Below are 22,685 nucleotides of genomic sequence, written 5' to 3'. Positions count from 1 at the left end.
CCGGAAGAATTCAGTGTGATGCGAGGTGTTGAACACTTCGCGACGATCGAGCCAGACCAGTCAAACCGTAACAGAGCCTTGTCCCGGAAAGTGACGCTGATATTGCTGTACATGCAGCACCAGACGCGTCGAACCTTTACGGGCTGGGGCAATAAAACCTTGTAGCTGCAAACGGGCTCCCAAAGGAGTGTCTGCCAGACCCAGTGCATTATTTCCCAAAGCCACTACCTGCATCGTCAAAGCGATTTGCCGGGAGTGACCGGCTTCCATTACGGAAGATTCGTGTTCCAGGACCAATTCCAGAGCTGGGACACCAGCCGGCGTATAACGCAAGGGCTTGATGTCGACAAGCTGACCGGCAAGAGAGAACTGGTTCACGTAGTCGGAGCTATTACTCTTCAGCTTGAGCTTCGGCTTCAGCAGCTGCAGGAGCGCTGGCTTCAGTACTTGCTTTACGTGCTTCTTCGCGTTCGACGGACTTCATCATGACCGAAGCGCCTTCAGGGGCTTTCTTCGTGCCAGCGACGAGGTAACGCAAGATAGCGTCGTTGTAGCGGAAGGAATGCTCCAGCTCGTCCAGGGTGGACTGACCGCATTCGATGTTCAGGCACACGTAGTGAGCCTTGACCAGTTTCTGGATTGGGTAAGCCAATTGACGGCGGCCCCAGTCTTCCAGACGATGAATAGCACCGCCTTCGGAAGTAACAATCGCCGAATAGCGCTCGATCATGGCGGGCACTTGCTCGCTTTGATCGGGATGCACAATGAACACTACTTCGTAGTGACGCATGGAACAACTCCTTGTGGATATCGCCTACTACCCGCTGTAAAACCAGTCAGGCACCAAGCGCGACAGCCCGCCCATTCAATCCGGGTCGAGCAAGAAACCATAGATACTAGCACCAAGAAAGGCTGGCTGACAAGCCAAAAGCCTTAGCCCTGCACGCTTGCGTAGGCAGAGTGATTATGAATCGACTCAAAATTCTCGGCTTCGATGCTATAACGCAACACTCCGGGCAAGCTGCGCACGCTGACGGCTACATCACGCACCAGATCTTCGACGAATTTGGGATTGTCGTACGCGTATTCGGTAACGTACTTTTCGTCAGTACGCTTGAGCAAGCCCCACAGCTGGCAGGACGCTTGCTCTTCAACCGATTTGATCAGCGTAGGCAAGTCCAGCGCAGCCGGATCCGCAAACACGGCCTGCACGGTAACGTGCGAGCGCTGATTATGCGCACCGTACTCTGAAATTGCCTTGGAGCACGGGCACAGGCTGGTAACCGGAACCAGCACGGACAACTCAAATTCAGGCTGGGCATCCACACCGACACGTGCTGTCCAGCTGACGGTGTAATCCATCAGGCTGGCCACACCGGATACGGGCGCCACTTTTTCCAGGAAAACGGGGAAGGTGGCTGTCATGTCGCCACGCCCGGCATTGAGCAAAGGCAACATGGCCTGGGCCATCTGCACAAAACCAGCGGGCGTCATGGCTTGACGGCGGTACTCTTCCAGCAAAGCCACAAAGCGCGACATATGGGTGCCTTTTTCTTCGGGCGGCAAGGCCACCGTCAACTCCCATTGCGCCACGGTGGGCACGGCCTGCCCTTGCAGGTCCAGCATCATCGGATGCCGCACCCCGCGCACACCCACGCGCTGAATCGCAACACGGCGTGTATCCGTGCTGCTTTGCACATCTGGCATGGCCAAAGGCGATTCCGACACTGTATTCATATCCATCAGGTTCAGCTACGACAGAGCCGCAACCGTAAATAAAAACAATAATGAATTATTATCTTACGCTTATCGCACGCGAGGTTCGATAACCTTAATAAGAACGCGCATATTGGGGTATTTAAACCCTAAACTGTGCAGAAATTGCCTCACGCCTCAAGCAAACTTGAGAAACGTTCACGAATGGAGCGCTCGATGCCTGCGGCATCCAGGCCCAGATCCTGAGCAATTTTCTTCTGATCGCCGTGGTCGATGAACTCGTCGGGGTAGCCCAGTTGCAATACCGGCATCACCAGCGCTTCACGGCTGACAAACTCCAGCACCGCGCTGCCTGCGCCCCCCATCAAACAGCCCTCTTCCACAGTCACAAAAGCCTGATGGCCTTGTGCCAGCTCTTGCAGCAAGGCTTCGTCCATAGGTTTTACAAAACGCATGTCTACCACGGTAGCGTCCAGAACCTCGGCTGCTTTCAGCGCCTCGTGCAACACGGGACCAAAAGCCAGAATGGCCAGGTTCTTGCCCTGACGGCGCAGATTGGCCTTGCCCAGCGGCACGGTATGGAGCTCCTGATCCACTTCAGCACCAATACCCGCTCCGCGCGGATAGCGCACCGAGCTGGGCCCTGGGTGCTGATAACAACAGGTCAGCAGCAAGCGGGTTTCGTTTTCGTCCGACGGCGTGGCCACCACCATGTTCGGAATGCAGCGCAGAAAGGCGATGTCGTAATTACCGGCATGCGTTGCCCCGTCTGCGCCCACAATACCGGCGCGATCCAGCGCAAAAGTGACATCCAGATTCTGCAAGGCCACATCGTGAATCAGTTGATCGTAGCCGCGCTGCAAAAAGGTAGAGTAAATCGCCACAACCGGCTTTTGCCCCTCACAGGCCAAACCACCGGCAAAGGTCACGGCGTGCTGTTCGGCGATACCCACATCGAAATAACGACGAGGGAATTGTTGCTCGAACTCCACCATGCCACTGCCTTCACGCATGGCGGGGGTAATACCGTACAGACGTTGGTCCTGCCTGGCCATATCGCACAGCCACTGACCGAAAATCTGTGTAAAGGTAGGGCGCGGCTTGGTCGTAGGAGTCACCAAACCCACAGAAGGATCGAATTTGCCGGGACCGTGATAGAGCACCGGGTCGGCTTCAGCCAGCTTGTAGCCCTGCCCTTTACGGGTCACCACATGCAGGAACTGCAAACCACCCAGATCACGCAGATTGCTCAAGGTAGAGACCAGCGCATCCAGATCGTGGCCATCAATCGGGCCTACGTAGTTAAAACCCAGCTCTTCAAACAACGTGGCCGGAGACAGAATCCCCTTGGCGTGGCCTTCAAACTTGCGCGCCAGCTCCAGAACAGGCGGGACATGCTGCAAGACAGTACGGCCTACATTCTTGGCAGCGGCGTAGAACCGGCCCGACATCAGGCGAGCCAGATAATGATTCAGGGCACCCACCGGCGGCGAGATCGACATGTCGTTGTCGTTCAACACCACCAGCACATTTACATCGGGCGTCACACCGGCATTGTTCAGGGCTTCAAACGCCATACCGGCCGTCATCGCGCCATCACCGATCACGGCAATGTGCTGACGCTCGATCCCGGCATTGCGCGAGGCCACGGCCATTCCCAGCACTGCGGAAATCGAGGTTGAGGAATGCGCCGTACCAAAGTCGTCGTACTCGGACTCGGAGCGCTTGGGAAAACCGGAGATGCCATCTTGCTGACGCAAACCACTCATCTGATCGCGGCGGCCAGTCAGAATTTTGTGCGGATAGGACTGGTGACCCACATCCCACACGATACGGTCGTGGGGAGTCTCGAACACATAGTGCAAGGCAGTGGTCAATTCAACCGTGCCCAGATTGGACGACAAATGCCCACCGGTTTTGGATACGGATTGCAGAACAAACTCGCGCAGTTGTCGTGCCAGCTCGGGAAGATCACGTTGATCAAGCTGGCGCAAGTCGGCGGGAGACTGGATCTGCTCTAGGGAAACGGTTGTCATACTAAAGACGTCTATCCGGGCAAATAAGTGAAACGACTGTCTAAAAACAATCGCCAATCGGCTATTGTAAAACGCTTCGCGGCCTGTGCCAAAGTAGCACAGGCCCGCGTCGCTTAATGATTGCGACCCACGATGTAATCAGCCAGTTGCGTCAGACGTGCCGCAGCAGGTCCCAAAGGACGCAAGGCCAACTGGGCCTGCTCATTCAGAGCACCGAGCAACTCGCGCGATCCGTCCATACCCAGGATGGAGACATAGGTGGGCTTGTTATCGGCGGCATCTTTGCCAGCCGTCTTGCCCAGCGTGGCGGTGTCAGCCGTCACATCCAGAATATCGTCCACGACCTGGAAGGCCAGACCGACTGCCTGGGCGTACTCTTCCAAACCATTACGCACGGTAGAGGAAGCACCCGCCACAATACCACCCAGCAAAACGCTGGCTTGCAACATGGCGCCAGTTTTCATGCTGTGCATCTCTTGCAACTGATCACGGTCCAGAGCAATGCCCACGCTGGCGCAATCAATAGCCTGACCACCGGCCATACCGGCACTGCCCGCAGCCTGCGCCAACTGGGTAATGGCTTGCACAATCAAGGCAGGGGCAATTGGCATTTGTGCCAACAACTCAAAGGCCAAGGGTTGCAAGGCATCGCCAGCCAGCATGGCGCACGCTTCATCAAACTGAACATGGGTGGTCGGGCGACCACGACGCAATTTGTCGTCGTCCATGCACGGCAAATCGTCGTGAACCAGCGAGTAGGCGTGGATCAATTCCACCGCCGCCGCTGCCAACTCCAATGCTTTCAATTGGGCAGCGGCCATGGGCTTGCCTTGCAAGGCAGCCTCACCGGCGGCATACACCAAGGCAGCGCGCACGCGCTTGCCACCACCCAGCACGGAGTAGCGCATGGCTTCGTGCAAACGAGCAGGTTCCTGGCTGACAGGGGGCAGCAATTGTTCCAGTACGGTCTCAGTCTGCTCAACCCGCGCCTGCAGCCAATCAGAAAAACTGGTAGAACTCATCTTAACTATCTCCAACAGCTTCATCCCCGGACAAGGGGCGCAGCAGATTGCCTTGCAATACGCTGACTTGTTCTTGTGCAAGGTCCAGCTTGCGCTGACACAATTGGGCTAACTCCACGCCCTGCTCATAAGCTTGCAAAGCCTGCTCCAGCGGCAATGCCCCGCTTTCCATGCGAGCGACCAGCGCTTCCAGTTGTGCCAGAGCGGACTCGAAATCCTGCTGGGCTGGCGCCTGGGCGCTTTGATTATCATCGCGAGATTTAACCATAACTATTCCTGATCAATGAGGGCCGTCAGGACTGGCTGAGACCCAATTGGAAGTGGCATTGTACGGGAGGCGGCGGCTTGCTGCCCTTCCCAAGGAGTACTTTCTACTTTGGGACCGCTCCACAGCAAAAAAGCCGCTCCGGAGCGGCTTTCTCAGCACCAGAAACTCAGGGCGTTGAACTAGCTGCGCGCAACAGGTCGGCTGGCGTCACTGACCCATTCACTCCAGGAGCCGGGATAAATGCTGGAGCCAGACAAACCGGCCAACTCCATGGCAAAAAGATTGTGACAAGCTGTAATACCGGAACCACACTGGTGCACAACCATCTCTGCCGAAATCGCTCCCAGCAAGTCCTGAAACTCCTGGCGCAGCTGATCGGCCGGTTTGAAACGCCCCTGTTCACCCAGATTATTCAGATGCGACCGGTTAAGCGCATCGGGGATATGACCTGCGACCGGGTCCATCGGTTCCACGTCACCGCGATATCGCTCGGCAGCACGTGCGTCCAATACGGTAAAGATAGGTTTGGACAGGTTTTTCAGTACCTGCTCGGTCTGCACAGTAGGCATGGCAGCCTGCTCAGGCACACTCAATTTAGCAGCTGCTGGTACAGGCTTGGCCGGGCCGCTTTCTTCGGCTCCGCCCAACTGCTGCCAGGCCTGCCAGCCCCCATCCAGAATGGCGACTTGAGGATGCCCCAACCAGCGCAGCATCCACCACATATGGCTGGCGAATAAAGAACCTTGGGCGTCGTAGACCACGACCTGCATACCATCACGCAAGCCGTTTTTCTGCAAAAGCTGCGCCAGCTCCTGACGGCTGGGCAAAGGATGACGGCCATTCAGACCCGTCTTGGGTGCCGCCAGATCCAGCTCGTGATCCAGAAACACGGCGCCCGGAATATGCCCCTGTTCGTAAGCGCGTCGTCCTGCCTGATGGTCGGCCAAATCATGGCGTACATCCAGAATCAGCCACTCCGAATTATTCAGATTGGCCTGGACCTGCTCTGCACTAATCAGAAATTCAAACACGTTCTGCCTCCTTGACGGGAGCCTGCTCCGCTGTCGCGGCCTGACCTCGCAAGATACGATCCTCGCTGTAGGTACGCCAGGCCGACAACAGACCAGACCCAATAATCAATGCCATACCTGCCCAGGCTAACCAGTCAGGCACATCACCCCAGAAAGCAATGCCAATCAGGGCGGCGAAAATAATGGTGGTGTATTGCAAGGCTGCGGTCAACAAGGCCGAGCCCAAGCCAAAAGCACGCGTCATGGTCAATTGCCCGAACAAGCCGGACAGGCCCACGCCCAGCAAGGCCAGCCACGCGCGCCAGCTCAACTCGCGCCAGCCTTCCCACAAAAGTCCAACCAGGCTGGAACAGACGACAAAACAGGAGAACAGCAGCACGGTGCGCCATTCTGGCTCCCCAGAGCGCCCTAGGGCACGTACCTGCATCATGGCCACCGCGCTCAAGGCGCCAGCACACAGGCCCAGCATGGCAGCCCACCATTGGTCTGGCGTAATGCTGGGGCGCAGGACACCGATCACGCCCATAAAGCCCAGCAACACGGCAATCAGACGCACAGGGTCACGCTGGGTGCCACCCCAGGCAAGCATCCAGAAAGCAATAAACAAGGGAGCGGTGTAGTTCAGGCTGACCGCGGTGGACAAGGGCAGATTAGCCAGAGCCAGAAAGCCCAGCCACATGGAACTGACCCCGGAGACATTACGCCGGACATGCAGTTTCCAGCTTTGAGGAGCCAGCCTCAAACCACGGCTTTTAGCCCAGAACACCAGAAGAAGAACCGAGGGCACACCCCGGAACAAAACAATTTGCGCCATCGACGCCCCGGCATCGGCGGACACTTTGACACAGGCCCCCATAATGGCAAACATGGCGCAGGCTACCAGCATCCATAATGACTGCATGTGATCAAACCAGATTCAGTAATAAGGGTAGGGTAGGAACGGTTCATTACTGAACCATCCCCCCCTAAGAACCGGACTTGCGACTTTCACCGCATCCGGCTCAAGCACAACACGTCCAGTAGAGAAAGGATTTTCAGATTATATCTCTGATCACCTTTGCCGTCTGGACTCGAAGCCCTTATCGGGCCGGTTTCGCTACCTGCAAACCAAGGGCGTGCACCCGTATGTGACAGACAGAGTGCAAAAGCACCCGGTTCGATAGGGCGTCTGACCCACCATCCATCCGATAAACCAGGTGGTGGTCATGCCATCCGCTCTCGTAGTCCAGAGGTTCCCCGCACAAGGCGCAGCGCCCTGCTTGGGATACATATAGTTTTGCAGTCTCGGTTCGATAGGCGATGCGTTTAAGCAGCCGCTTCGTCCTTAACTGTTCACCATAGACCTCCCACGATGGATCAAATGGGTTGTACTCCCCCTTGATTTTCTCGTGTCTCACGATCTCTGTATCAGCGAGCTTCAACAGGGTGATCGGGAAGGAGCCTTCTTCTGTCCATATCGTTGCAGCAAACTCGTTCCGACCGGCGATGCTTTGCCAATAACGGCGATGGCACCACGGTCGGGACTTATTCGGATGCCGTCGTCTCGACCAACGCACGAGGCGCCAGTAGATCAGATTATCCATCCGACTGAAGGTTTCTTTCGCCACCACCGGTTGGTGGTACTGCGCCCAGCCCCGTAAAACGGAGTTGAGCTTGGCAATGAGATCCTCCTGTTTCACCATTAAGTGCGTTTTTACGATCTCTCTGACCTTGCGATAGAACGCTTGCACGTTCTTCTTGCTTGGCTTGATGAGCAACTTTCCTTTGTATTTGCGAAAGTTCCATCCCAGAAAATCAAAGCCTTCGTCCATGTGTACGACTTTCGTCTTTTCCGGCGATAGTCGCAGTCCTCGTTGTGCAAGGAAGGCTTCTACCCACGGCTTGATTTCAGTTTCTAACAGCTCTTTCGAGTTGCCAGTGATCACAAAATCGTCGGCGTACCGGATCACATTGACTTTCAGCTTCGCGGCTTTCGTCTTTCCGTAGCACGTACTGAGGTACGCTTTCAGGTCTGACTCCAGCCCGTTCAAACATACATTCGCCAACGTGGGCGAGATGATTCCGCCTTGCGGCGTTCCTTCTTCAGTAGGCGAGAGGCGGCCCTTGTGGACTACCCCGGCTTTCAACCACTTACGCAGGACGACCTTGTTCATGGGAACGTGGTCAACCAGCCATTGGTGGTTAATGTGGTCAAAACAGCCTTGTATATCCGCCTCCAACACCCATTGAGCCGCAATTTTTCTGGATGTGCAGACAAATATCTGTCCCATTGCGTCCGCCGTTGAGCGTTGTTTCCGAAAGCCGTAGCTGTTCGGGTCGCTCGTGGTTTCTGCCACGGGTTCAAGCCCCAGCAAATGCAAAGCCTGCATCGCCCGGTCAAACAGCGTGGGAATGCCCAAGGGGCGTTCCTTACCGTTCGCTTTGGGGATGTAAACCCGCCGCAAGGGAAGAGGCTTGTAACCTCTTTGCTGCCTTAACCTGCCTATCGCCGCCCGTTTCAGGGCAGGAGTCTCCCAAAGCTGGCGATCGACACCGGCCGATCGCTTGCCTTGGTTTTCAGTAACTCGTCTTACCGCCAAGGCTCTGGCGGAAAACGAGTGGGTTAAAGATCGTTGCAGGGCCTTGACCCTGCGCCAATCATTATCCCGCGTCGCCTTCGCGATACGTTGCTGCGTTGTTCGCACGAATTGCTCGACTCGATGCCAATCAATGGCGTGCCAGTCTTGCGGCTCATGTGAGGACGCAGAACCACGGGGAGTGGTCTTTCTCATGCTTTCCTCTTTCCGGTTATCCCGTTAAAAGGACGCACAACGTCCCCGAAGGGATGGTGTACATCCCCTCGGGGTGGTTTGAACGTTTGCAGTCGTCTTGCGACGGTTGCACCTAGTGGAAGTGGGCGTGCTTTCGCACCGGAGCAGAGCCCTATGCCACCCATTACAGGCGGCCATTCGCTTTTTCCACTCTCCCATACCCCCTCATCCAACAGCTTGCCTTGCGGTTTGCCTGCCAGAGGTGTTTACACACCTTGGCGGATAGTGGGGCTTACCACGTTCCCTGATCTACCGACCAACTACGATTTGCATCGCAGTTGGACTCTCCGTTTAGGACTCATCTCTCCTGGGACTGTTTTAGTGACGACGTGTGTGAAGCTTCCACTCACACAGCCAACAGCACACCATTTTGGTTATGGCCTGATAGCAGATTCAGCCATTCAGTAATTACCCAGGTTCCAACGATGATTCACATTACATTGCCCATACGGAACTAGCCTAGCCCCTTAACCGCCTTTCTGCTGGCAGTGTCCACCCTGACCCTCACAGGTCAAAAAGTGCCGCTTACGCGGGGGTACGTTGTCTGGTGAGCTTCGCACCCGTCCATTACTGGTCGAGCACGTCACCGTAGGCTACATGTGGTCGTACACACGGTTATGGCACTTCCTTTCAGAAGGCATAACAAGGCAGATCAGAGCTTGCGCTCTGCGGTTTCACGTTATCCAAGTCAAATAGTTTTACGCACACAAAGAGGTCCATTCGGTATAGCAAGGATGCCGTATGGATTACTCTGGTTTGGAGTGTCTAGTTGCCCTGTTGGGCAGTCTAGGGGCGTAAGAGTACGGACGAGCGTTTGATAAACGTCGCCGTAAGGCAGAGTCTCTTCCGTAGAAGTGTTTCTGTCGTTTAAGACGCCAGCCAAGGCTGGGTCATTGACTTGTGTCAGGCACCGGGGTGCGCTGACTGATAGCAGTGAAGTACTACCCTGAACCTGCTCCTTGGGGGAGTAGGTCGTTCGGTTCTCAAGGGTTGAACCGACGCAGAAGCGACATCTACGTGTCGCACGAAAGCCATTACTATACTCCCCACCTTGTAAAAGTGGACCGGTAACCCCATATCCAGACCACTTACGCAACAGCAAGAACCTCGGCGCAAGAAACTATCTTGCCCGGAAGCTGACTAAAAGCTGAATATTTTATTTTCACGCCTGGAATCAAGGCTAAAATTCGCGCAGATCGTGTTCTCACGATCACGATTTTTTCTGTTACACCGGAATCCGCATTCATGAAACGAATTGTCCTTTTCTTAATCACCAACCTGGCCGTCATGCTGGTGCTCAGCGCCTCCATGAATATTTTGGGTGTGGGACGTTACCTGAACGCGCAAGGTCTGGACCTGACTCAATTGCTGATTTTCTCGGCTTTGGTCGGTTTTACCGGCGCCATTATCTCCTTGCTGATGAGCAAATGGATGGCCAAGCAAAGCGTGAACGCCCGTGTCATTGACCCTAATGCCCCCGCCAATGCCGAAGAGGCCTGGCTGGTCGATACCGTGCACCAACTGGCCGACCGTGCCGGTATTGGCCGCCCCGAAGTGGCCATTTACGAAGGCGAGCCCAATGCCTTTGCCACCGGCGCTTTCAAGAATGATGCTCTGGTCGCCGTGTCCACCGGCTTGCTGCGCGGCATGACCGAAGAAGAAGTCATGGCGGTGCTCGGCCACGAAGTTGCCCACATTGCCAATGGCGACATGGTCACCCTGACCCTGATCCAAGGCGTGGTGAACACCTTTGTGATCTTTCTGGCCCGTCTGGCCGGCTACTTTGTTGACCGCGTGCTACTGCGCAACGATCGCGATGTGGGCATGGGTTACTACGCCTCGGTCTTCGTGTTTGAGCTGATTTTTGGCGTGCTGGCCTCCATCATCGTGGCCTGGTTCTCGCGTCAGCGTGAATACCGTGCCGATGCCGGTTCCGCTCAGTTGCTGGGTTCGCGTCAGCCCATGATTCACGCGCTGGCCCGTCTGGGCGGCATGGCTCCTGGCGAACTGCCCAAGAACTTTGAAGCCTCCGGTATTTCGGGTGGTCGTTCGATCAGCGCGATCTTCGCCTCCCACCCCCCTATCGCTGCACGTATTCAGGCTTTGCAAAGCGCTCAATCCGTCTAAGATCCCAGGCAGCCTGAACGGCACAGCCAAATAAAATGCCCCAAAAGCCTGTGTGCTTTTGGGGCATTTTTTATGCCTTGGCGCAAAGTTAGCGTATGGGCTGCCGGACAATCATCTTGTGCCGACTCGACGACGCTTTGCTCCAATCACTCAGATAGATCTCGTGATACACGCCCAAAGGCTCCAGCCCTTCCTGCGGCAGGAACTTCGTATAGAGCTGCGACAACAAAGCTGACAGATCGGCTGGGGAGCCCACATGCATCACCTGCACGCACTTGCCCTCCGTCACGGCTTCCCACCTGGGAGCTGGAGCGTTCCCCAACTGAGCACGCATCTGGGCCACCGCGCCTTCCAGACCCGCCTTATCGGTCCATACAGGCAAGGTCACTTGTACACGCCACTGCCAGTTTTCCCGCCGCCCTGCTTCCACATCTTTCGGATCCGCAGCCCAGTACAGAACTTCGACCGGCGCTTCCATAAAGTCACGCCCCATGCGTTGGCGTGCCTCTCGACGGATAGGCTCAATAGCAAGCTGCAAGGTCTTGATAGCCGCTCCCACCGCAACAGGCTCGGGAGCACCTTTGCCATCCAGAATGGCAAACGGCAAAGTGGGCACATCCAGCACCCGAAAATGGTGCTGCAAAGGCGCATACAACATCTTCAGGGCTGGGATATCCTGGCTTAAATCGATCATGTTTTCGTAAGCCATAAAAAGGTCTCACCTAACTCCAAACCTAATCAGCAAAGTGATATTCCAAAATATCGTCACCGAACTCATCACGCTGGCCGCTTTCGATCCAGCCTAAACGACGATAGAAACCATAGGAGCGCACCTGAGGATCACTATTACAAGCCAGGAACAGGCGCGTAAAACCACGCCCCTGCAAGTCCTGCATCATCTGTGTCAGCAAACGACGGCCCAGACCCAGGCTTTCATAGTCGGGCAATAGCGCCAACACCATGATCTCGCCGCTCTCGCTATCACCGAAGCAATAGCCAGCCATCTGCCCATCGACCAGGGCCACATAGCCGGGGCAACTACCATCCTCAATACCTGCGGCCCAGCTTTCGGCGGTAATTCCCAAGGCGGCCAGATCCTCTTCAGAAAAAGCATTTTCACGAGTCAGTCCCCGGATACGCAGGCATTCGCGGGCGTCATCAGGCACTGCAGCGCGCAAGACTATCTTGCTCATTCACTACTCCAATATAAAAAGGGCAATGACGGCAAATCATCACGTCATCGACCATACAAAAGACTTAAGGGGTGTCAGTGTTGAGTTGGCTCAACCACTGGGCAGTGGCTTGCGGCGAGACCGAGGTATCGCGCCCGGACTGAATCACCAGAGTGGGGATAGCAATCCGTCGCAGCACCTCGGCCTGATCCAGATTCAGCATCTGCTGCCACCAATCGCGTCCATGTCCGCTCATCCGAGTATCCAGGCCGGCCCTGGCCTGCCTCAAAAATTCGCCCAAGCCATCAAGCATGGTTTGCTTGTCGGCAGCCGGCATCTCTTGGATTGAGGCGCTATAGAGCACATCATCCTGGAACCAGCGCCCGCCGCCATTAAAACTGATGGCCGCATCCAGATGCGAAGTCTGGGCCGCCAGCAAATGAACAATCACCGCTCCCTCGCTGCCACCCAAGGCAAAAAGCTTGTCATAGCGGGTCTGACTTTGCAGCTGTTTTAAAACCGCATCCAGATCAGCCACACGCTGTTGGGGCTGGTCGCGCTGAATATAGTCTGTCGGGCAGTCGCTACGCTCGGGATCGTCGCTATCAGGCAGCGCGGCCGTCAGCGCATATTTTTCCACCGCCAGCACCTGGGCTTGTGGACGAGCCTTGGCCAGGGTTTCCCAAACAACTTTCTTGTGCGCCACGCTATTGCAATCCGAGCCTTGCACAATCAGAAGCAACTCATGCACACCTTCTTGAGGGGCGATGGCAGGCTGGACGTAATAATGAATGGTGCTGCCATCTGCACGCGCCAATTCATGTAGCTGCGTTTGAGCATAAGCCTGGCTGCCCACGACCCCAGAGATAGCAAGGCCCGCCAGGCGGGCCAGAGAAATTGAATAATCCATGCCGCACTGTGGCACAGAATGATGAAGATTTGATGGAGAAAAATGGCGGACTCGCCGCCATGAAAAGGGACCAGCCAGCAAAGAGCTGACCTGACCGGGGGAGACATCAAGCCATCACACCCTTTGCTGGCTGGTGTCCCGCCGCCGGTCGCCATTTGCCCAAAAAGACGACCGGACTGGCAAGACTCAAGGCTTCATGGGATTGGTCTTTTCTGGATTGATTTGATAGCGCTGCAAAGCATCGCTAACCAACGAGCGTGGCACCGAACCTTCGTCGGCCAAGGCCTTCAAGGCCGAGACCACGATAAAGTGCCGGTCCACTTCAAAGAACTCGCGCAGCGAGGCCCGTGTGTCGGAACGCCCAAAGCCGTCCGTACCCAAAACCAGCAAACGACGCTCCGGCAAAAAGGGCCGGATCTGCTCGCCCACAATCTTCATATAATCCGTGGCAACCACAATCGGGCCTGCATGCCCTTCCAGGCAAGACTGCACATAAGGGATACGCGGCTCGCTTTCCGGGTGCAAGGTGTTCCAGCGCTCCGTATCCAGGCCATCACGACGCAGTTGGTTCAGGCTGGGCGCACTCCACACATCGCTGGCCACACCAAAGTCCTCTTGCAGCAATTGTGCGGCAGCCAGCACCTCCATCAAGATAGAGCCACTGCCCATCAACTGCACACGCGGGGCCTTGGCTTTTTGCTGCGGTCCCGCCTGCAAGAGATACAGCCCTTTGATAATGCCCTGCTCCACCCCGTCCGGCATCTCGGGATGCGGGTAGTTTTCATTGAGCACGGTAATGTAATAGAACACGTCCTCCTGATCCTGATACATGCGACGAATACCATCCTGCATGATCACGGCCAGCTCATAGGAGAAGGTGGGGTCATAAGAGCAGCAGCTAGGCACCACGCTGGAGAGCACATGGCTATGACCATCATCGTGCTGCAAACCTTCGCCCATCAAGGTGGTGCGACCCGACGTTGCACCAAACAAGAAGCCTCGTGTCCGTGCATCCGCCGCAGCCCAGATAAAGTCCCCTACTCGCTGAAAACCGAACATGGAGTAGAAGATAAAGAGCGGAATCGTGGGCACACCATGATTGCTGTAGGCCGTGCCTGCTGCAATCCAGGAGGAGATTGCCCCGGACTCATTCAGGCCTTCCTGCAAGATCTGCCCGTCCTTGGCTTCTTTGTAATAGCTCAACTGGCCAGCATCCTGTGGCGTGTACAACTGCCCCAAGTACGAGTGAATACCAATCTGGCGGAACAGACCTTCCATACCAAAGGTGCGGGACTCATCCGGCACGATGGGCACAATCAATTTGCCCAGTACCGGGTCTTTCAACAAGGCGCTCAAAATACGCACAAAGGCCATGGTCGTGGACAAACCACGCTCCCCTGTGCCTTTCAACTGGGCCGCAAAGCTGTCCAGCGTGGGCACCGTCAAGGCCGGAACAGAGGTTCTTCGCGATGGCACAAAGCCACCCAAGGCAGCACGACGCTGCTGCAAGTACACCGCTTCCGGGCTGCCTGGCTCGGGGCGCAGATAAGGCAGCTCTTCCAGTTGTTCATCCGTAACGGGTAGCTGGAAACGATCCCGGAAGGCACGCACGGCATCTGCGCTCATTTTCTTGAGCTGGTGATTGATGTTCTGGCCTTCACCAGCCTCGCCCATACCAAAACCCTTCACGGTTTTCACCAGAATTGCGGTCGGCCCGCCATGGCTGTTACGTGCGGCTTGGGCATACGCGGCGTAGACCTTGTCGGGATCGTGACCACCACGGGCCAGGGCCCAGATGTCGTCGTCCGACAAATCCGCTACCAGTTCCAGCAGCTCGGGATATTTGCCAAAGAAATGCTCACGTACATAAGCGCCACTTTGGGATTTGAAGGTCTGATAATCCCCGTCCACGCATTCCATCATGCGCTTGCGCAACAGACCGGTTTTATCCTTGGCAAGAAGCTCATCCCAGCCTGCGCCCCAAATTACCTTGATGACATTCCAGCCTGCCGCACGGAAGTTCGCTTCCAGTTCCTGAATGACTTTGCTATTGCCACGCACAGGGCCGTCCAGACGTTGCAAATTGCAGTTGACCACGAAGATCAGGTTATCCAGCTTCTCACGCCCACCCACGGCAATGGCGGACAGGGACTCGGCCTGATCCATTTCCCCATCCCCCAGGAACGCCCAGACCTTGCGACCATCCATAGGCTTCAAACCACGGAAATCCAGATAGCGCATATAGCGTGCCTGATAGGCAGCCATCAAAGGCCCCAGGCCCATGGACACCGTGGGAAATTGCCAGAACTCGGGCATCAGGCGTGGATGCGGGTAAGACGACAAGCCACGACGGCCCGCCTCACGACGGAAGTTGTCCATCTGTTCATCATCCAGACGCCCTTCCACATAAGCACGGCCATAAATACCGGGGGCAGAGTGACCCTGTATATAGACCAGGTCACCATCAAAGCTTTCTGTGCGGCCCCGAAAAAAATGGTCAAAGCCCACGTCGTACAGAACGGCCGCGGACTGATAAGTAGCAATGTGTCCGCCCACATTGGAGTGCCGACCGGCACGCAGCACCATGACCATGGCGTTCCAGCGCACATAGGCATTGAGCTTGCGCTCCAGTTCCTTGTCACCGGGATACGGGGTTTGCTGATGCACCGGAATGGTATTCACATACGAGGTGGTCACGCGTGTGTACAGGTCACCGTGATGACGCGCATCGAAATCCAGCAATTGATCAATCAGATAGTGGGCACGGGGGCGTCCTACTGCCGCCGTGACCGATTCCAGGGCATCCAGCCACTCGGTCGTCTCTTGCGGGTCCACATCCGCAATCTGCAAAGCGTGATTCATAACAATCTCCAGGTGGATAGGCCGGATCCGCCACGCGACGTCCTCACGGCCTGAACAAGACGCAGGGCAGGACAGACCCTCACCCATACGATTGCAATTGCAACTACTTTATGAGCGCATCTTATCCGCGTATAATTGCATTTGCAACTAAAAAATAAATTCCTGGGGGAAAGAACGATGAGTCGCTCCGACACTGATCTGTGGTTTTCCTTTGTGCGCGCGCACCGTAGCACCCTGAAAGAAATCGAACGCAGACTGGCTGCCGAAAAGTTGCCACCCTATGCCTGGTACGACGTGTTGTGGGGACTGGAAAGCGGGCCGGAGGGAACCCGTCGCATGCATGAACTGGCCGATCGACTGGTCATAGAACGCTATAACCTGACGCGACTGATCGACCGGCTGGAAGCCCAGGGGCTGGTCCAGCGCAGTCGCTCCTCGGAAGATGGTCGGGCCGCCTTTGCCAGCATCACGGATGAAGGCCGGGCCTTGCGCAAACAGATGTGGCAGATCTACCAAAGCGCTGTGCAGGAACTGTTTCTGTCGGCCTTTTCCGATCAGGAACAAACGCAGTTTGCACACGGGCTGGATCAGGCTGCCCGACAAGCACGGCAATCCTCCAACACCTAGATGTGTCTAACTGATACCTGAGGCTCACGCTTGTAAGAGGCGCTGGGCTATTATTTAGCAATGAAAGAAATCTTCGCACTTCTCGATCTCGGGGGTTATATCGCCTTGCTCCTGTGGGGTATCCACATGGTGCAAAGCGGTGTGCAACGTGCCTTCGGTGCCGAACTGGGCATCTGGATGGGTCATGCCCTGGGGCGTCCCCGCCGTGCTTTTGTTGCCGGAGCGGCCATTACGGCCGCCATCCAAAGCAGTACCGCCACCGGGCTGATGATTACCAGCTTTGCCGCCACCGGCATGGTCGCCCTGGTTCCGGCCCTGGCCGCCATGCTGGGCGCCAATGTGGGTACGACGCTGATCGTGCAACTGCTGTCCTTCAAAATGACCGCGCTGGCCCCAGCCCTGATTCTTCTGGGCGTCTGGCTGTTCCGCTCGCAGGAGCCTGGACGCCGTCGTGACCTGGGTCGCGTCTTTATTGGTCTGGGCCTCTTGCTGCTGTCCCTGCATGAACTGGTGGGCTTGTTCTCCCCCATTCAGGATGCCCCCCTGCTGCAAACCATTCTGGAAGCGCTGGCAGGCAGTCCCATGACGGGCATGTTGCTGGCCGCTTTGCTGACCTGGGCCGCACACTCCAGTGTGGCCATTGTGGTGCTGATCATCTCGCTGGCCAGTCACCAGCATATGGACCCGCAACTGACCTACGCATTGGTGCTGGGTGCCAATGTGGGTACCGCTATCAACCCGATTCTGGAAGGGGCTGGCGGCTCCAAGGACCCAGCCAACAAACGTCTGCCCATCGGCAACTTGGGCACACGTGTGTTTGGTTGTCTGGTCGGCATGATTTTGCTGCCCTGGATTCCGGATTTGATGAGCTGGTTCACCAATGACCCAGCTCGTGCTGTGGCCAACTTCCATACCTTCTTCAACCTGGCCGTGGCAGCCTTGTTCCTGCCTTTACTCAAACCCTATTCGCGTCTGCTGAGCCGTTATCTGCCCCGCCGCACCGACCCGGATGATCCCGGCCTGCCCTTGTATCTGGACCAGTCCGCTCAGGAAGTGCCTGCCGTGGCCTTGGGCAATGCAGCGCGTGAGGCGCTGCGTCTGTCCGATATGCTGCAGGAAATCCTGGATACGGCTCGCCAGAACATGCTGAACAATAGCGCCCAAAGCATTAACCATGCGCGCTATATCAGCAATGCCGTCAACCGTCTGGAGCCGCTGATCACCACTTATCTGGCCAGTATGGACCAGGAAAACCTCAGCAAGAAAGATACCCGTCGTCTGAACGATATTCTGACGTTCTCCACCAATATTTCGCACGCCGCCACGATCAGCGTCAATGGCTTGCTCAGCCACACGGCCAAGCTGCGTAAACAAGGCTGGATACTGCAATCGGAAGAACAGGCCGAAATCGGCAAAGTCATGGACAGGCTGATTCGCAACCAGCGTCAGGCAGCGGCCCTGTTTGTGGCCGAAGATGTAAAAACCGCCCGCTTCCTGGCCTTTGAAAAAGACTTCTTCCGCGAACTGGAAGTGGCGGCGGGAGACCGTCATATTCGCAAGATCAAGGCCGGACAGCTGGACTCCGCCGAGCAGGGCTCCTTGTACCTGGAGATTTTGCGCGACGTGCGTACCATCAACTCCTATCTGGTCAGCGCCGCCGCCTATCCAATTCTGGCCAAGCACGACGAGTTGCTGCCCAACCGAGTACGCTCCAACGAGGAATAAACAGACTGCAGCCAGGCGGCGCAAACAAGCCGCTCTGCTACTTAAAAAAAAGGCGACCATCAGGTCGCCTTTTCCTTTAGCTTGCCAGGAAGCCTTAGTGAGCCTGTTCCCAGTTATCACCCACGCCGACTTCAGCCACCAGCGGCACATCCAGCTTGGCTACATTGCACATCAGGCCCGGCAGGTTTTCACGCAGGACATCCAGCTCGTCTTCGGGTACATCGAATACCAGCTCGTCATGTACCTGCATCACCATCTGCGTGCGCAGCCCTTTTTCTTCCAGCCAGCGCTGCACAGCCACCATGGCCATCTTGATCAGGTCGGCCGACGTGCCCTGCATCGGCGCGTTAATGGCGGCACGCTCTGCACCGGCCATGCGTGGCCCTTTCGCGCCCTTCAGTTCAGGTAGCCACAGACGGCGACCAAACACGGTTTCCACATAACCCTGCTCATGCGCCTGCGCTTTGATGCGCGTCATGTAGCTGGCCACGCCAGGATAGCGGGCGAAGTAGCGATCAATATAGGCACGGGCTGCATCACGAGTAATGCCCAGATTGCTGGCCAGACCAAATTCGCCCATGCCGTAGATCAGACCAAAGTTGATCGCCTTGGCCGCACGACGCTGGTCCGAGCTGACGTCCTTGGCATCCACACCGAAGATCTCGGCAGCGGTTGCCGTGTGCACGTCCCCACCCTGCTCAAACACCTGCTGCAGATTCTCGTCGCCCGATACATGGGCCATGACGCGCAATTCGATCTGGGAATAGTCAGCCGACACCACTTTGCCCAGTTCAGACACGAAAGCGGCGCGAACACGGCGGCCTTCTGCGGTACGCACTGGAATGTTCTGCAAGTTGGGATCGGAGGAAGCCAGACGTCCGGTAATGACGGCAGCCTGTGCATAACGGGTATGTACACGGCCACTGTCCGGGTTCACCATTTTGGGCAGTTTGTCCGTATAGGTGGACTTGAGCTTGGCCAGGCCACGATATTCCAGCAGTACCTGGGGCAAGGGGTAATCCTGAGCCAAACGGGTCAGCACATCCTCATCAGTAGAAGGGGCACCGCTGGCGGTTTTACGAACCACCGGAATACCCAGCTTGCCGAACAGAATCTCGCCCACTTGCTTGGGGGAGTTCATATTGAAAGGTTGGTCGGCCAGCTCGTAAGCCTTGTTTTCCAGTTCCAGCATTTTCTGGCCCAGCTCGTGGCTTTGGCGCGCCAGAGTAGGCACATCAATCTTGACGCCATTGCGCTCCACAATGGTCAGCACGTCCGACGCCTGCACTTCCAGCAAATAGATACGCTCCAGCCCCTCTTCCTTGGCCACTTGAGGGCGCAGGCACTGATGCAGACGCAAGGTGTAATCCGCGTCTTCACAAGCGTATTGCGAGGCCACGGGAATATCCACCTCGTCAAAGCCGATCTGCTTGGCCCCTTTGCCGCAAATATCCTCGTAAGACGCGCCTTTCAGACCCAGCCATTGCAAGGCCAGCTCTTCCATGCCGACACGCTTGTGCGATTGCAGAACATAAGCCTGCAACATGGTGTCCTCGCGAATACCGCGCAGGCTGACTTTTTCATTCAGCAGGACATGGGTATCGTATTTGGCGTTATGCAGGACCTTGGCCGCCTCTGCGCTTTCCAACCAGGGGCGCAGCGTTTCCAGCACATAGTCTTTATCCAGCTGTTCTACATCCAGCGAGCCACGATGAGCCACCGGCACATAAAAAGCCTGCCCCGCCTTGACCGACACCGACAAGCCCACCAGACGCGCCATCAAGGGGTCCAGGGAGGTGGTTTCAGTATCCAAGGCCACCAGCTCGGCCTTTTCCAGCAGGCCTAGCAGGGTCTGTAGTTGTTCTTTCGTCGTGACGGTCTGGTAATCCAGCTCGGCAGGCGCAGCAGGTGTTTCAGCTTCGACACGGGCATCCTGAGCGGGAACGCGCTTGGGATCATCCGTCAATTCACGCAACCAGGTACGGAAACCGAAGGTCTCGTAGATATCCTGCAACACGGCGTTGTCGCGGGGCTCTGGCTCCAGCGCCTCGAAATCCCCCGTAAACCCAGGCACTTCGCAATCAAGTTTGACGGTGACCAGTTTGCGCGTCATTTCAAAGTTGGAGCTGAAGTCGCGCAGATTCTGGCCGGCCACCCCCTTGATTTTGTCGGCATGCTGCAACAGTTCATCCAGACTGCCATATTCGCCCAACCACTTGGCGGCCGTCTTGGGCCCCACCTTGGGAACGCCGGGAATATTGTCCGAAGTGTCGCCAATCAGCATCAAATAATCGATAATCTGATCTGGGCGTACCCCATACTTGCTGGTAACGCCTTCTACATCCAGCTTCTCGTTACTCATGGTATTGACCAGCTGCACATGCTCATTGACCAGCTGGGCCAGGTCCTTGTCCCCGGTAGACACCACGGTCTCGATGCCATTTTCTGCCGCCAGACGGGAAAGCGTGCCGATGATATCGTCGGCCTCTACGCCAGGCTGACAAATCAGATGCCAGCCCATGGCGCGTACCGCTTTATGAATAGGCTCTATTTGCACCGCCATATCTTCGGACATGGAGGGCCGGTTAGCCTTGTATTGATCGTACAGATCGTCCCGGAATGTGCGGCCTTTGGCATCAAATACGCATACCATATAGTCCGCTTGATAATCCTGTAGCAGACGGCGCAGCATATTGATGACCCCGTACAAGGCGCCTGTGGGCTGGCCTTGCGCGTTTCGCAGATCGGGCATCGCATGGTACGCTCGGTACAGATAGCTGGAACCATCAACGAGCAACAAGGTTTTTTTCATGTCTAACAATAAAATCGTCCGTTTACCGGCCTCTGAGCAGATTCCTACCATCATGAAGGAGCTGCAAACTGCGGTCGATACATTAAAAGAAATGGGTGCTGGCGTTAGTGTTTTCGGCAGCGCACGCATCAAACCCGGTCATCCTTACTACGAACTGGCCCAGGAACTGGGCCGTCGTCTGGCCGAAGCGGGCGTCACCCTGATTGCTGGCGGTGGCCCTGGCCTGATGGAAGCCGCCAATAAAGGCGCGTACGAAGCAGGCGGGCAAAGTATTGGCCTGAATATACGCTTGCCTCACGAAACCACCAACAACCCTTACCAGACACAAAGTCTGCAGTTCGAGTACTTCTACTCGCGCAAGGCCACCTTTTTCATGCACAGCTGGGCCTACATTGCCCTGCCTGGCGGTTTCGGTACCCTGGACGAGCTGTTTGAAGTCATGACCCTGGTTCAAACAGGCAAAGTCCCACCCGCACCCATTGTACTGATCGGCACTTCCTTTTGGTCCGGCCTGATCGAATGGATTGGTGACCAATTGATGGAGATGGGCCTGATTGGTCCGAAAGACCTGAATTTGCTGGTCCTGACCGACGATCTGGACGAAGTCATGGGCTACATCAACCAGTGCTGCGTACTGCCTAGGGCGGAACCCGCATTGCCCCAGTAAGGCGTACGGGTTAAATTTGCAGTCTTTCTTCGGCCCTCCATCAGCAGGGCCGAATTTGTATTGAATGCCACAAGCTAGTCGATATTTGCCGGAGTCCTCCACATGAACAAAATGCTTGCCCGCCTCCTGATGGTGGCTTTTTGCAGTGCCTTGGTGCCCGCTGCTGCTCATGCAGCCGGGCCGTCCGAAATCCGTTTTGCCACTGAAGCGGGTTATCCCCCCTTCGAGTTTCTGGATCCCAGTGGCGAGCTGCAAGGCTTTGACATCGACATCGGCAACGAAATCTGTAAGCGCCTGCAAGCCAAGTGCGTGTGGATCGATCAGTCCTTTGACAGCTTGATCCCCGGCCTGCAAGCCCGCAAATTCGATCTGGCCAACTCCACCATGACCGCCACCGAGGCACGCGCCAAGGTGATCGACTTTAGCGAGCCCATGTATATCGTGCCGGTTCGCCTGGCCGCCCGCAAAGGCAGCGGTCTGGAGCCCACCGCCGAATCCCTGAAAGGCAAGCGTGTCGGTGTGCAGCAAGGCACCACCATGGAAACCTATGCGCGCCAGAACTGGGCCAACAACGGTGTCACCATCGTGGCTTACCCCAGCTACACCGACGCCTTCAATGACCTGGCCGGTGGCCGCGTGGACGCCACCTTCCAGGAAGCCCAGAATGCCGTTGAAGGCTTTTTGACCAAGCCTGCCGGTGCCGACTTTGAGCTGACCGGCAGCACCGTGGACGACAGCCCCATCCTGAACGAGCCTATCGCCATGGGTATTCGCAAGGGCAACAAGAAACTCAAGAAAACCGTTGATGAAGTTCTGCGTGAAATGAAGGCCGATGGCACCATGCAGACCTTTGCCGACAAATACTTCCAAAAAGAAAACATTCGCATCGCGCCCTGACCT

At 56.3% G+C, this 22,685-nt stretch carries 20 protein-coding genes; 5 read left to right on the top strand and 15 right to left on the bottom strand.

Features of this window, described 5'->3' with window-relative positions; all coding sequences use genetic code 11:
- Positions 1-60 precede the first annotated feature (60 nt).
- From priB to KOE80_RS06205, 10 genes are all read right to left on the bottom strand, one after another.
- Entirely contained in the window at positions 61-378 is a 318-nt protein-coding gene (gene priB, locus KOE80_RS06250; RefSeq protein WP_009457572.1) for a primosomal replication protein N, read from the bottom strand.
- A gap of 13 nt (positions 379-391) precedes the next feature.
- Entirely contained in the window at positions 392-790 is a 399-nt protein-coding gene (gene rpsF, locus KOE80_RS06245; RefSeq protein WP_026484337.1) for a 30S ribosomal protein S6, read from the bottom strand.
- Between the two features lie 143 nt (positions 791-933).
- Entirely contained in the window at positions 934-1,737 is an 804-nt protein-coding gene (folE2, locus tag KOE80_RS06240) for a GTP cyclohydrolase FolE2 (protein WP_026484336.1), read from the bottom strand.
- Positions 1,738-1,886: 149 nt separating this feature from the next.
- Positions 1,887-3,752 carry a 1-deoxy-D-xylulose-5-phosphate synthase gene (gene dxs / locus KOE80_RS06235; RefSeq protein ID WP_226348638.1) on the bottom strand — a complete coding sequence of 622 codons (1,866 nt, stop codon included), beginning with the start codon at positions 3,750-3,752 and terminating at the stop codon, positions 1,887-1,889.
- A gap of 113 nt (positions 3,753-3,865) precedes the next feature.
- A complete protein-coding gene (locus KOE80_RS06230) occupies positions 3,866-4,774 on the bottom strand; it encodes a polyprenyl synthetase family protein (RefSeq protein WP_022983568.1) in 909 nt (302 codons plus the stop codon).
- 1 nt (position 4,775) lies between these two features.
- Positions 4,776-5,042 (bottom strand): exodeoxyribonuclease VII small subunit, encoded by a 267-nt coding sequence (locus tag KOE80_RS06225; RefSeq protein WP_003802451.1) that lies wholly within the window; start codon positions 5,040-5,042, stop codon positions 4,776-4,778.
- A 179-nt stretch (positions 5,043-5,221) separates the two neighbouring features.
- A complete protein-coding gene (locus KOE80_RS06220; protein WP_060185750.1) occupies positions 5,222-6,073 on the bottom strand; it encodes a sulfurtransferase in 852 nt (283 codons plus the stop codon).
- The gene (locus KOE80_RS06215; RefSeq protein ID WP_080655545.1) at positions 6,066-6,974 is read right to left on the bottom strand and encodes a DMT family transporter; all 909 of its coding nucleotides are present in this window, start codon (positions 6,972-6,974) and stop codon (positions 6,066-6,068) included. Before KOE80_RS06215 ends, KOE80_RS06220 begins: the two co-directional genes overlap by 8 nt.
- Before the next feature lie 178 nt (positions 6,975-7,152).
- Positions 7,153-8,844, bottom strand: a complete 1,692-nt coding sequence (gene ltrA, locus KOE80_RS06210; protein ID WP_226348637.1) for a group II intron reverse transcriptase/maturase — start codon at positions 8,842-8,844, stop codon at positions 7,153-7,155.
- Between the two features lie 1,127 nt (positions 8,845-9,971).
- On the bottom strand, positions 9,972-10,130 hold the full coding sequence (locus KOE80_RS06205) for a hypothetical protein (protein WP_155624324.1): 159 nt from the start codon (positions 10,128-10,130) through the stop codon (positions 9,972-9,974).
- Here KOE80_RS06205 and htpX point away from each other — a divergent pair.
- Positions 10,129-11,010 (top strand): protease HtpX, encoded by an 882-nt coding sequence (htpX, locus tag KOE80_RS06200; protein WP_009457574.1) that lies wholly within the window; start codon positions 10,129-10,131, stop codon positions 11,008-11,010. The genes KOE80_RS06205 and htpX overlap by 2 nt on opposite strands.
- Positions 11,011-11,098: 88 nt before the next feature.
- Here the strand turns inward: htpX and KOE80_RS06195 are convergent, their stop codons facing one another.
- From KOE80_RS06195 to aceE, 4 genes are all read right to left on the bottom strand, one after another.
- Entirely contained in the window at positions 11,099-11,719 is a 621-nt protein-coding gene (locus tag KOE80_RS06195; RefSeq protein WP_035270757.1) for a GyrI-like domain-containing protein, read from the bottom strand.
- Positions 11,720-11,744: 25 nt separating this feature from the next.
- On the bottom strand, positions 11,745-12,203 hold the full coding sequence (locus KOE80_RS06190; protein ID WP_226348636.1) for a GNAT family N-acetyltransferase: 459 nt from the start codon (positions 12,201-12,203) through the stop codon (positions 11,745-11,747).
- Positions 12,204-12,267: 64 nt separating this feature from the next.
- A complete protein-coding gene (locus KOE80_RS06185; RefSeq protein WP_226348635.1) occupies positions 12,268-13,092 on the bottom strand; it encodes an alpha/beta hydrolase in 825 nt (274 codons plus the stop codon).
- Between the two features lie 186 nt (positions 13,093-13,278).
- Positions 13,279-15,954: a pyruvate dehydrogenase (acetyl-transferring), homodimeric type gene (aceE, locus tag KOE80_RS06180; RefSeq protein WP_226348634.1), complete on the bottom strand. Its 2,676-nt coding sequence runs from the start codon at positions 15,952-15,954 to the stop codon at positions 13,279-13,281.
- A 177-nt stretch (positions 15,955-16,131) separates the two neighbouring features.
- Between aceE and KOE80_RS06175 the strand changes: the two genes are divergently transcribed.
- Together KOE80_RS06175 and KOE80_RS06170 are read left to right on the top strand one after the other, a co-directional pair.
- Positions 16,132-16,581: a MarR family winged helix-turn-helix transcriptional regulator gene (locus KOE80_RS06175; RefSeq protein WP_137431253.1), complete on the top strand. Its 450-nt coding sequence runs from the start codon at positions 16,132-16,134 to the stop codon at positions 16,579-16,581.
- Positions 16,582-16,641: 60 nt separating this feature from the next.
- Positions 16,642-18,306, top strand: a complete 1,665-nt coding sequence (locus KOE80_RS06170) for a Na/Pi cotransporter family protein (RefSeq protein WP_226348633.1) — start codon at positions 16,642-16,644, stop codon at positions 18,304-18,306.
- Positions 18,307-18,400: 94 nt separating this feature from the next.
- Here KOE80_RS06170 and polA read toward each other — a convergent pair whose 3' ends face one another.
- Complete coding sequence (polA, locus tag KOE80_RS06165; RefSeq protein WP_226348632.1) at positions 18,401-21,118, bottom strand: DNA polymerase I; 2,718 nt, start codon at positions 21,116-21,118, stop codon at positions 18,401-18,403.
- Here polA and KOE80_RS06160 point away from each other — a divergent pair.
- Complete coding sequence (locus KOE80_RS06160; RefSeq protein ID WP_009457591.1) at positions 21,117-21,785, top strand: TIGR00730 family Rossman fold protein; 669 nt, start codon at positions 21,117-21,119, stop codon at positions 21,783-21,785. The two genes, polA and KOE80_RS06160, sit on opposite strands and share 2 nt — an antisense overlap.
- A 102-nt stretch (positions 21,786-21,887) precedes the next feature.
- Complete coding sequence (locus KOE80_RS06155; protein ID WP_009457593.1) at positions 21,888-22,682, top strand: ABC transporter substrate-binding protein; 795 nt, start codon at positions 21,888-21,890, stop codon at positions 22,680-22,682.
- Positions 22,683-22,685 lie beyond the last annotated feature (3 nt).

Origin of the sequence: Alcaligenes sp. 13f, from assembly GCF_020496585.1 — a bacterium.
Taxonomy (GTDB): Bacteria; Pseudomonadota; Gammaproteobacteria; order Burkholderiales; family Burkholderiaceae_B; genus Alcaligenes; species Alcaligenes phenolicus.
Note: the sequence above shows the minus strand (reverse complement) of the source record. Positions and strands in the feature narration are given on the sequence as shown.

Excerpts from the sequence above, each read along its gene's own strand:
- rpsF (WP_026484337.1), bottom strand. The coding sequence starts at position 790 with ATGCGTCACTACGAAGTAGTGTTCATTGTGCATCCCGATCAAAGCGAG.
- folE2 (WP_026484336.1), bottom strand. The coding sequence starts at position 1,737 with ATGAATACAGTGTCGGAATCGCCTTTGGCCATGCCAGATGTGCAAAGC.
- dxs (WP_226348638.1), bottom strand. The coding sequence starts at position 3,752 with ATGACAACCGTTTCCCTAGAGCAGATCCAGTCTCCCGCCGACTTGCGC.
- KOE80_RS06230 (WP_022983568.1), bottom strand. The coding sequence starts at position 4,774 with ATGAGTTCTACCAGTTTTTCTGATTGGCTGCAGGCGCGGGTTGAGCAG.
- KOE80_RS06225 (WP_003802451.1), bottom strand. The coding sequence starts at position 5,042 with ATGGTTAAATCTCGCGATGATAATCAAAGCGCCCAGGCGCCAGCCCAG.
- KOE80_RS06215 (WP_080655545.1), bottom strand. The coding sequence starts at position 6,974 with ATGCAGTCATTATGGATGCTGGTAGCCTGCGCCATGTTTGCCATTATG.
- ltrA (WP_226348637.1), bottom strand. The coding sequence starts at position 8,844 with ATGAGAAAGACCACTCCCCGTGGTTCTGCGTCCTCACATGAGCCGCAA.
- htpX (WP_009457574.1), top strand. The coding sequence starts at position 10,129 with ATGAAACGAATTGTCCTTTTCTTAATCACCAACCTGGCCGTCATGCTG.
- KOE80_RS06205 (WP_155624324.1), bottom strand. The coding sequence starts at position 10,130 with ATGAATGCGGATTCCGGTGTAACAGAAAAAATCGTGATCGTGAGAACA.
- KOE80_RS06195 (WP_035270757.1), bottom strand. The coding sequence starts at position 11,719 with ATGGCTTACGAAAACATGATCGATTTAAGCCAGGATATCCCAGCCCTG.
- KOE80_RS06190 (WP_226348636.1), bottom strand. The coding sequence starts at position 12,203 with ATGAGCAAGATAGTCTTGCGCGCTGCAGTGCCTGATGACGCCCGCGAA.
- KOE80_RS06185 (WP_226348635.1), bottom strand. The coding sequence starts at position 13,092 with ATGGATTATTCAATTTCTCTGGCCCGCCTGGCGGGCCTTGCTATCTCT.
- aceE (WP_226348634.1), bottom strand. The coding sequence starts at position 15,954 with ATGAATCACGCTTTGCAGATTGCGGATGTGGACCCGCAAGAGACGACC.
- KOE80_RS06175 (WP_137431253.1), top strand. The coding sequence starts at position 16,132 with ATGAGTCGCTCCGACACTGATCTGTGGTTTTCCTTTGTGCGCGCGCAC.
- KOE80_RS06170 (WP_226348633.1), top strand. The coding sequence starts at position 16,642 with ATGAAAGAAATCTTCGCACTTCTCGATCTCGGGGGTTATATCGCCTTG.
- KOE80_RS06160 (WP_009457591.1), top strand. The coding sequence starts at position 21,117 with ATGTCTAACAATAAAATCGTCCGTTTACCGGCCTCTGAGCAGATTCCT.
- polA (WP_226348632.1), bottom strand. The coding sequence starts at position 21,118 with ATGAAAAAAACCTTGTTGCTCGTTGATGGTTCCAGCTATCTGTACCGA.
- KOE80_RS06155 (WP_009457593.1), top strand. The coding sequence starts at position 21,888 with ATGAACAAAATGCTTGCCCGCCTCCTGATGGTGGCTTTTTGCAGTGCC.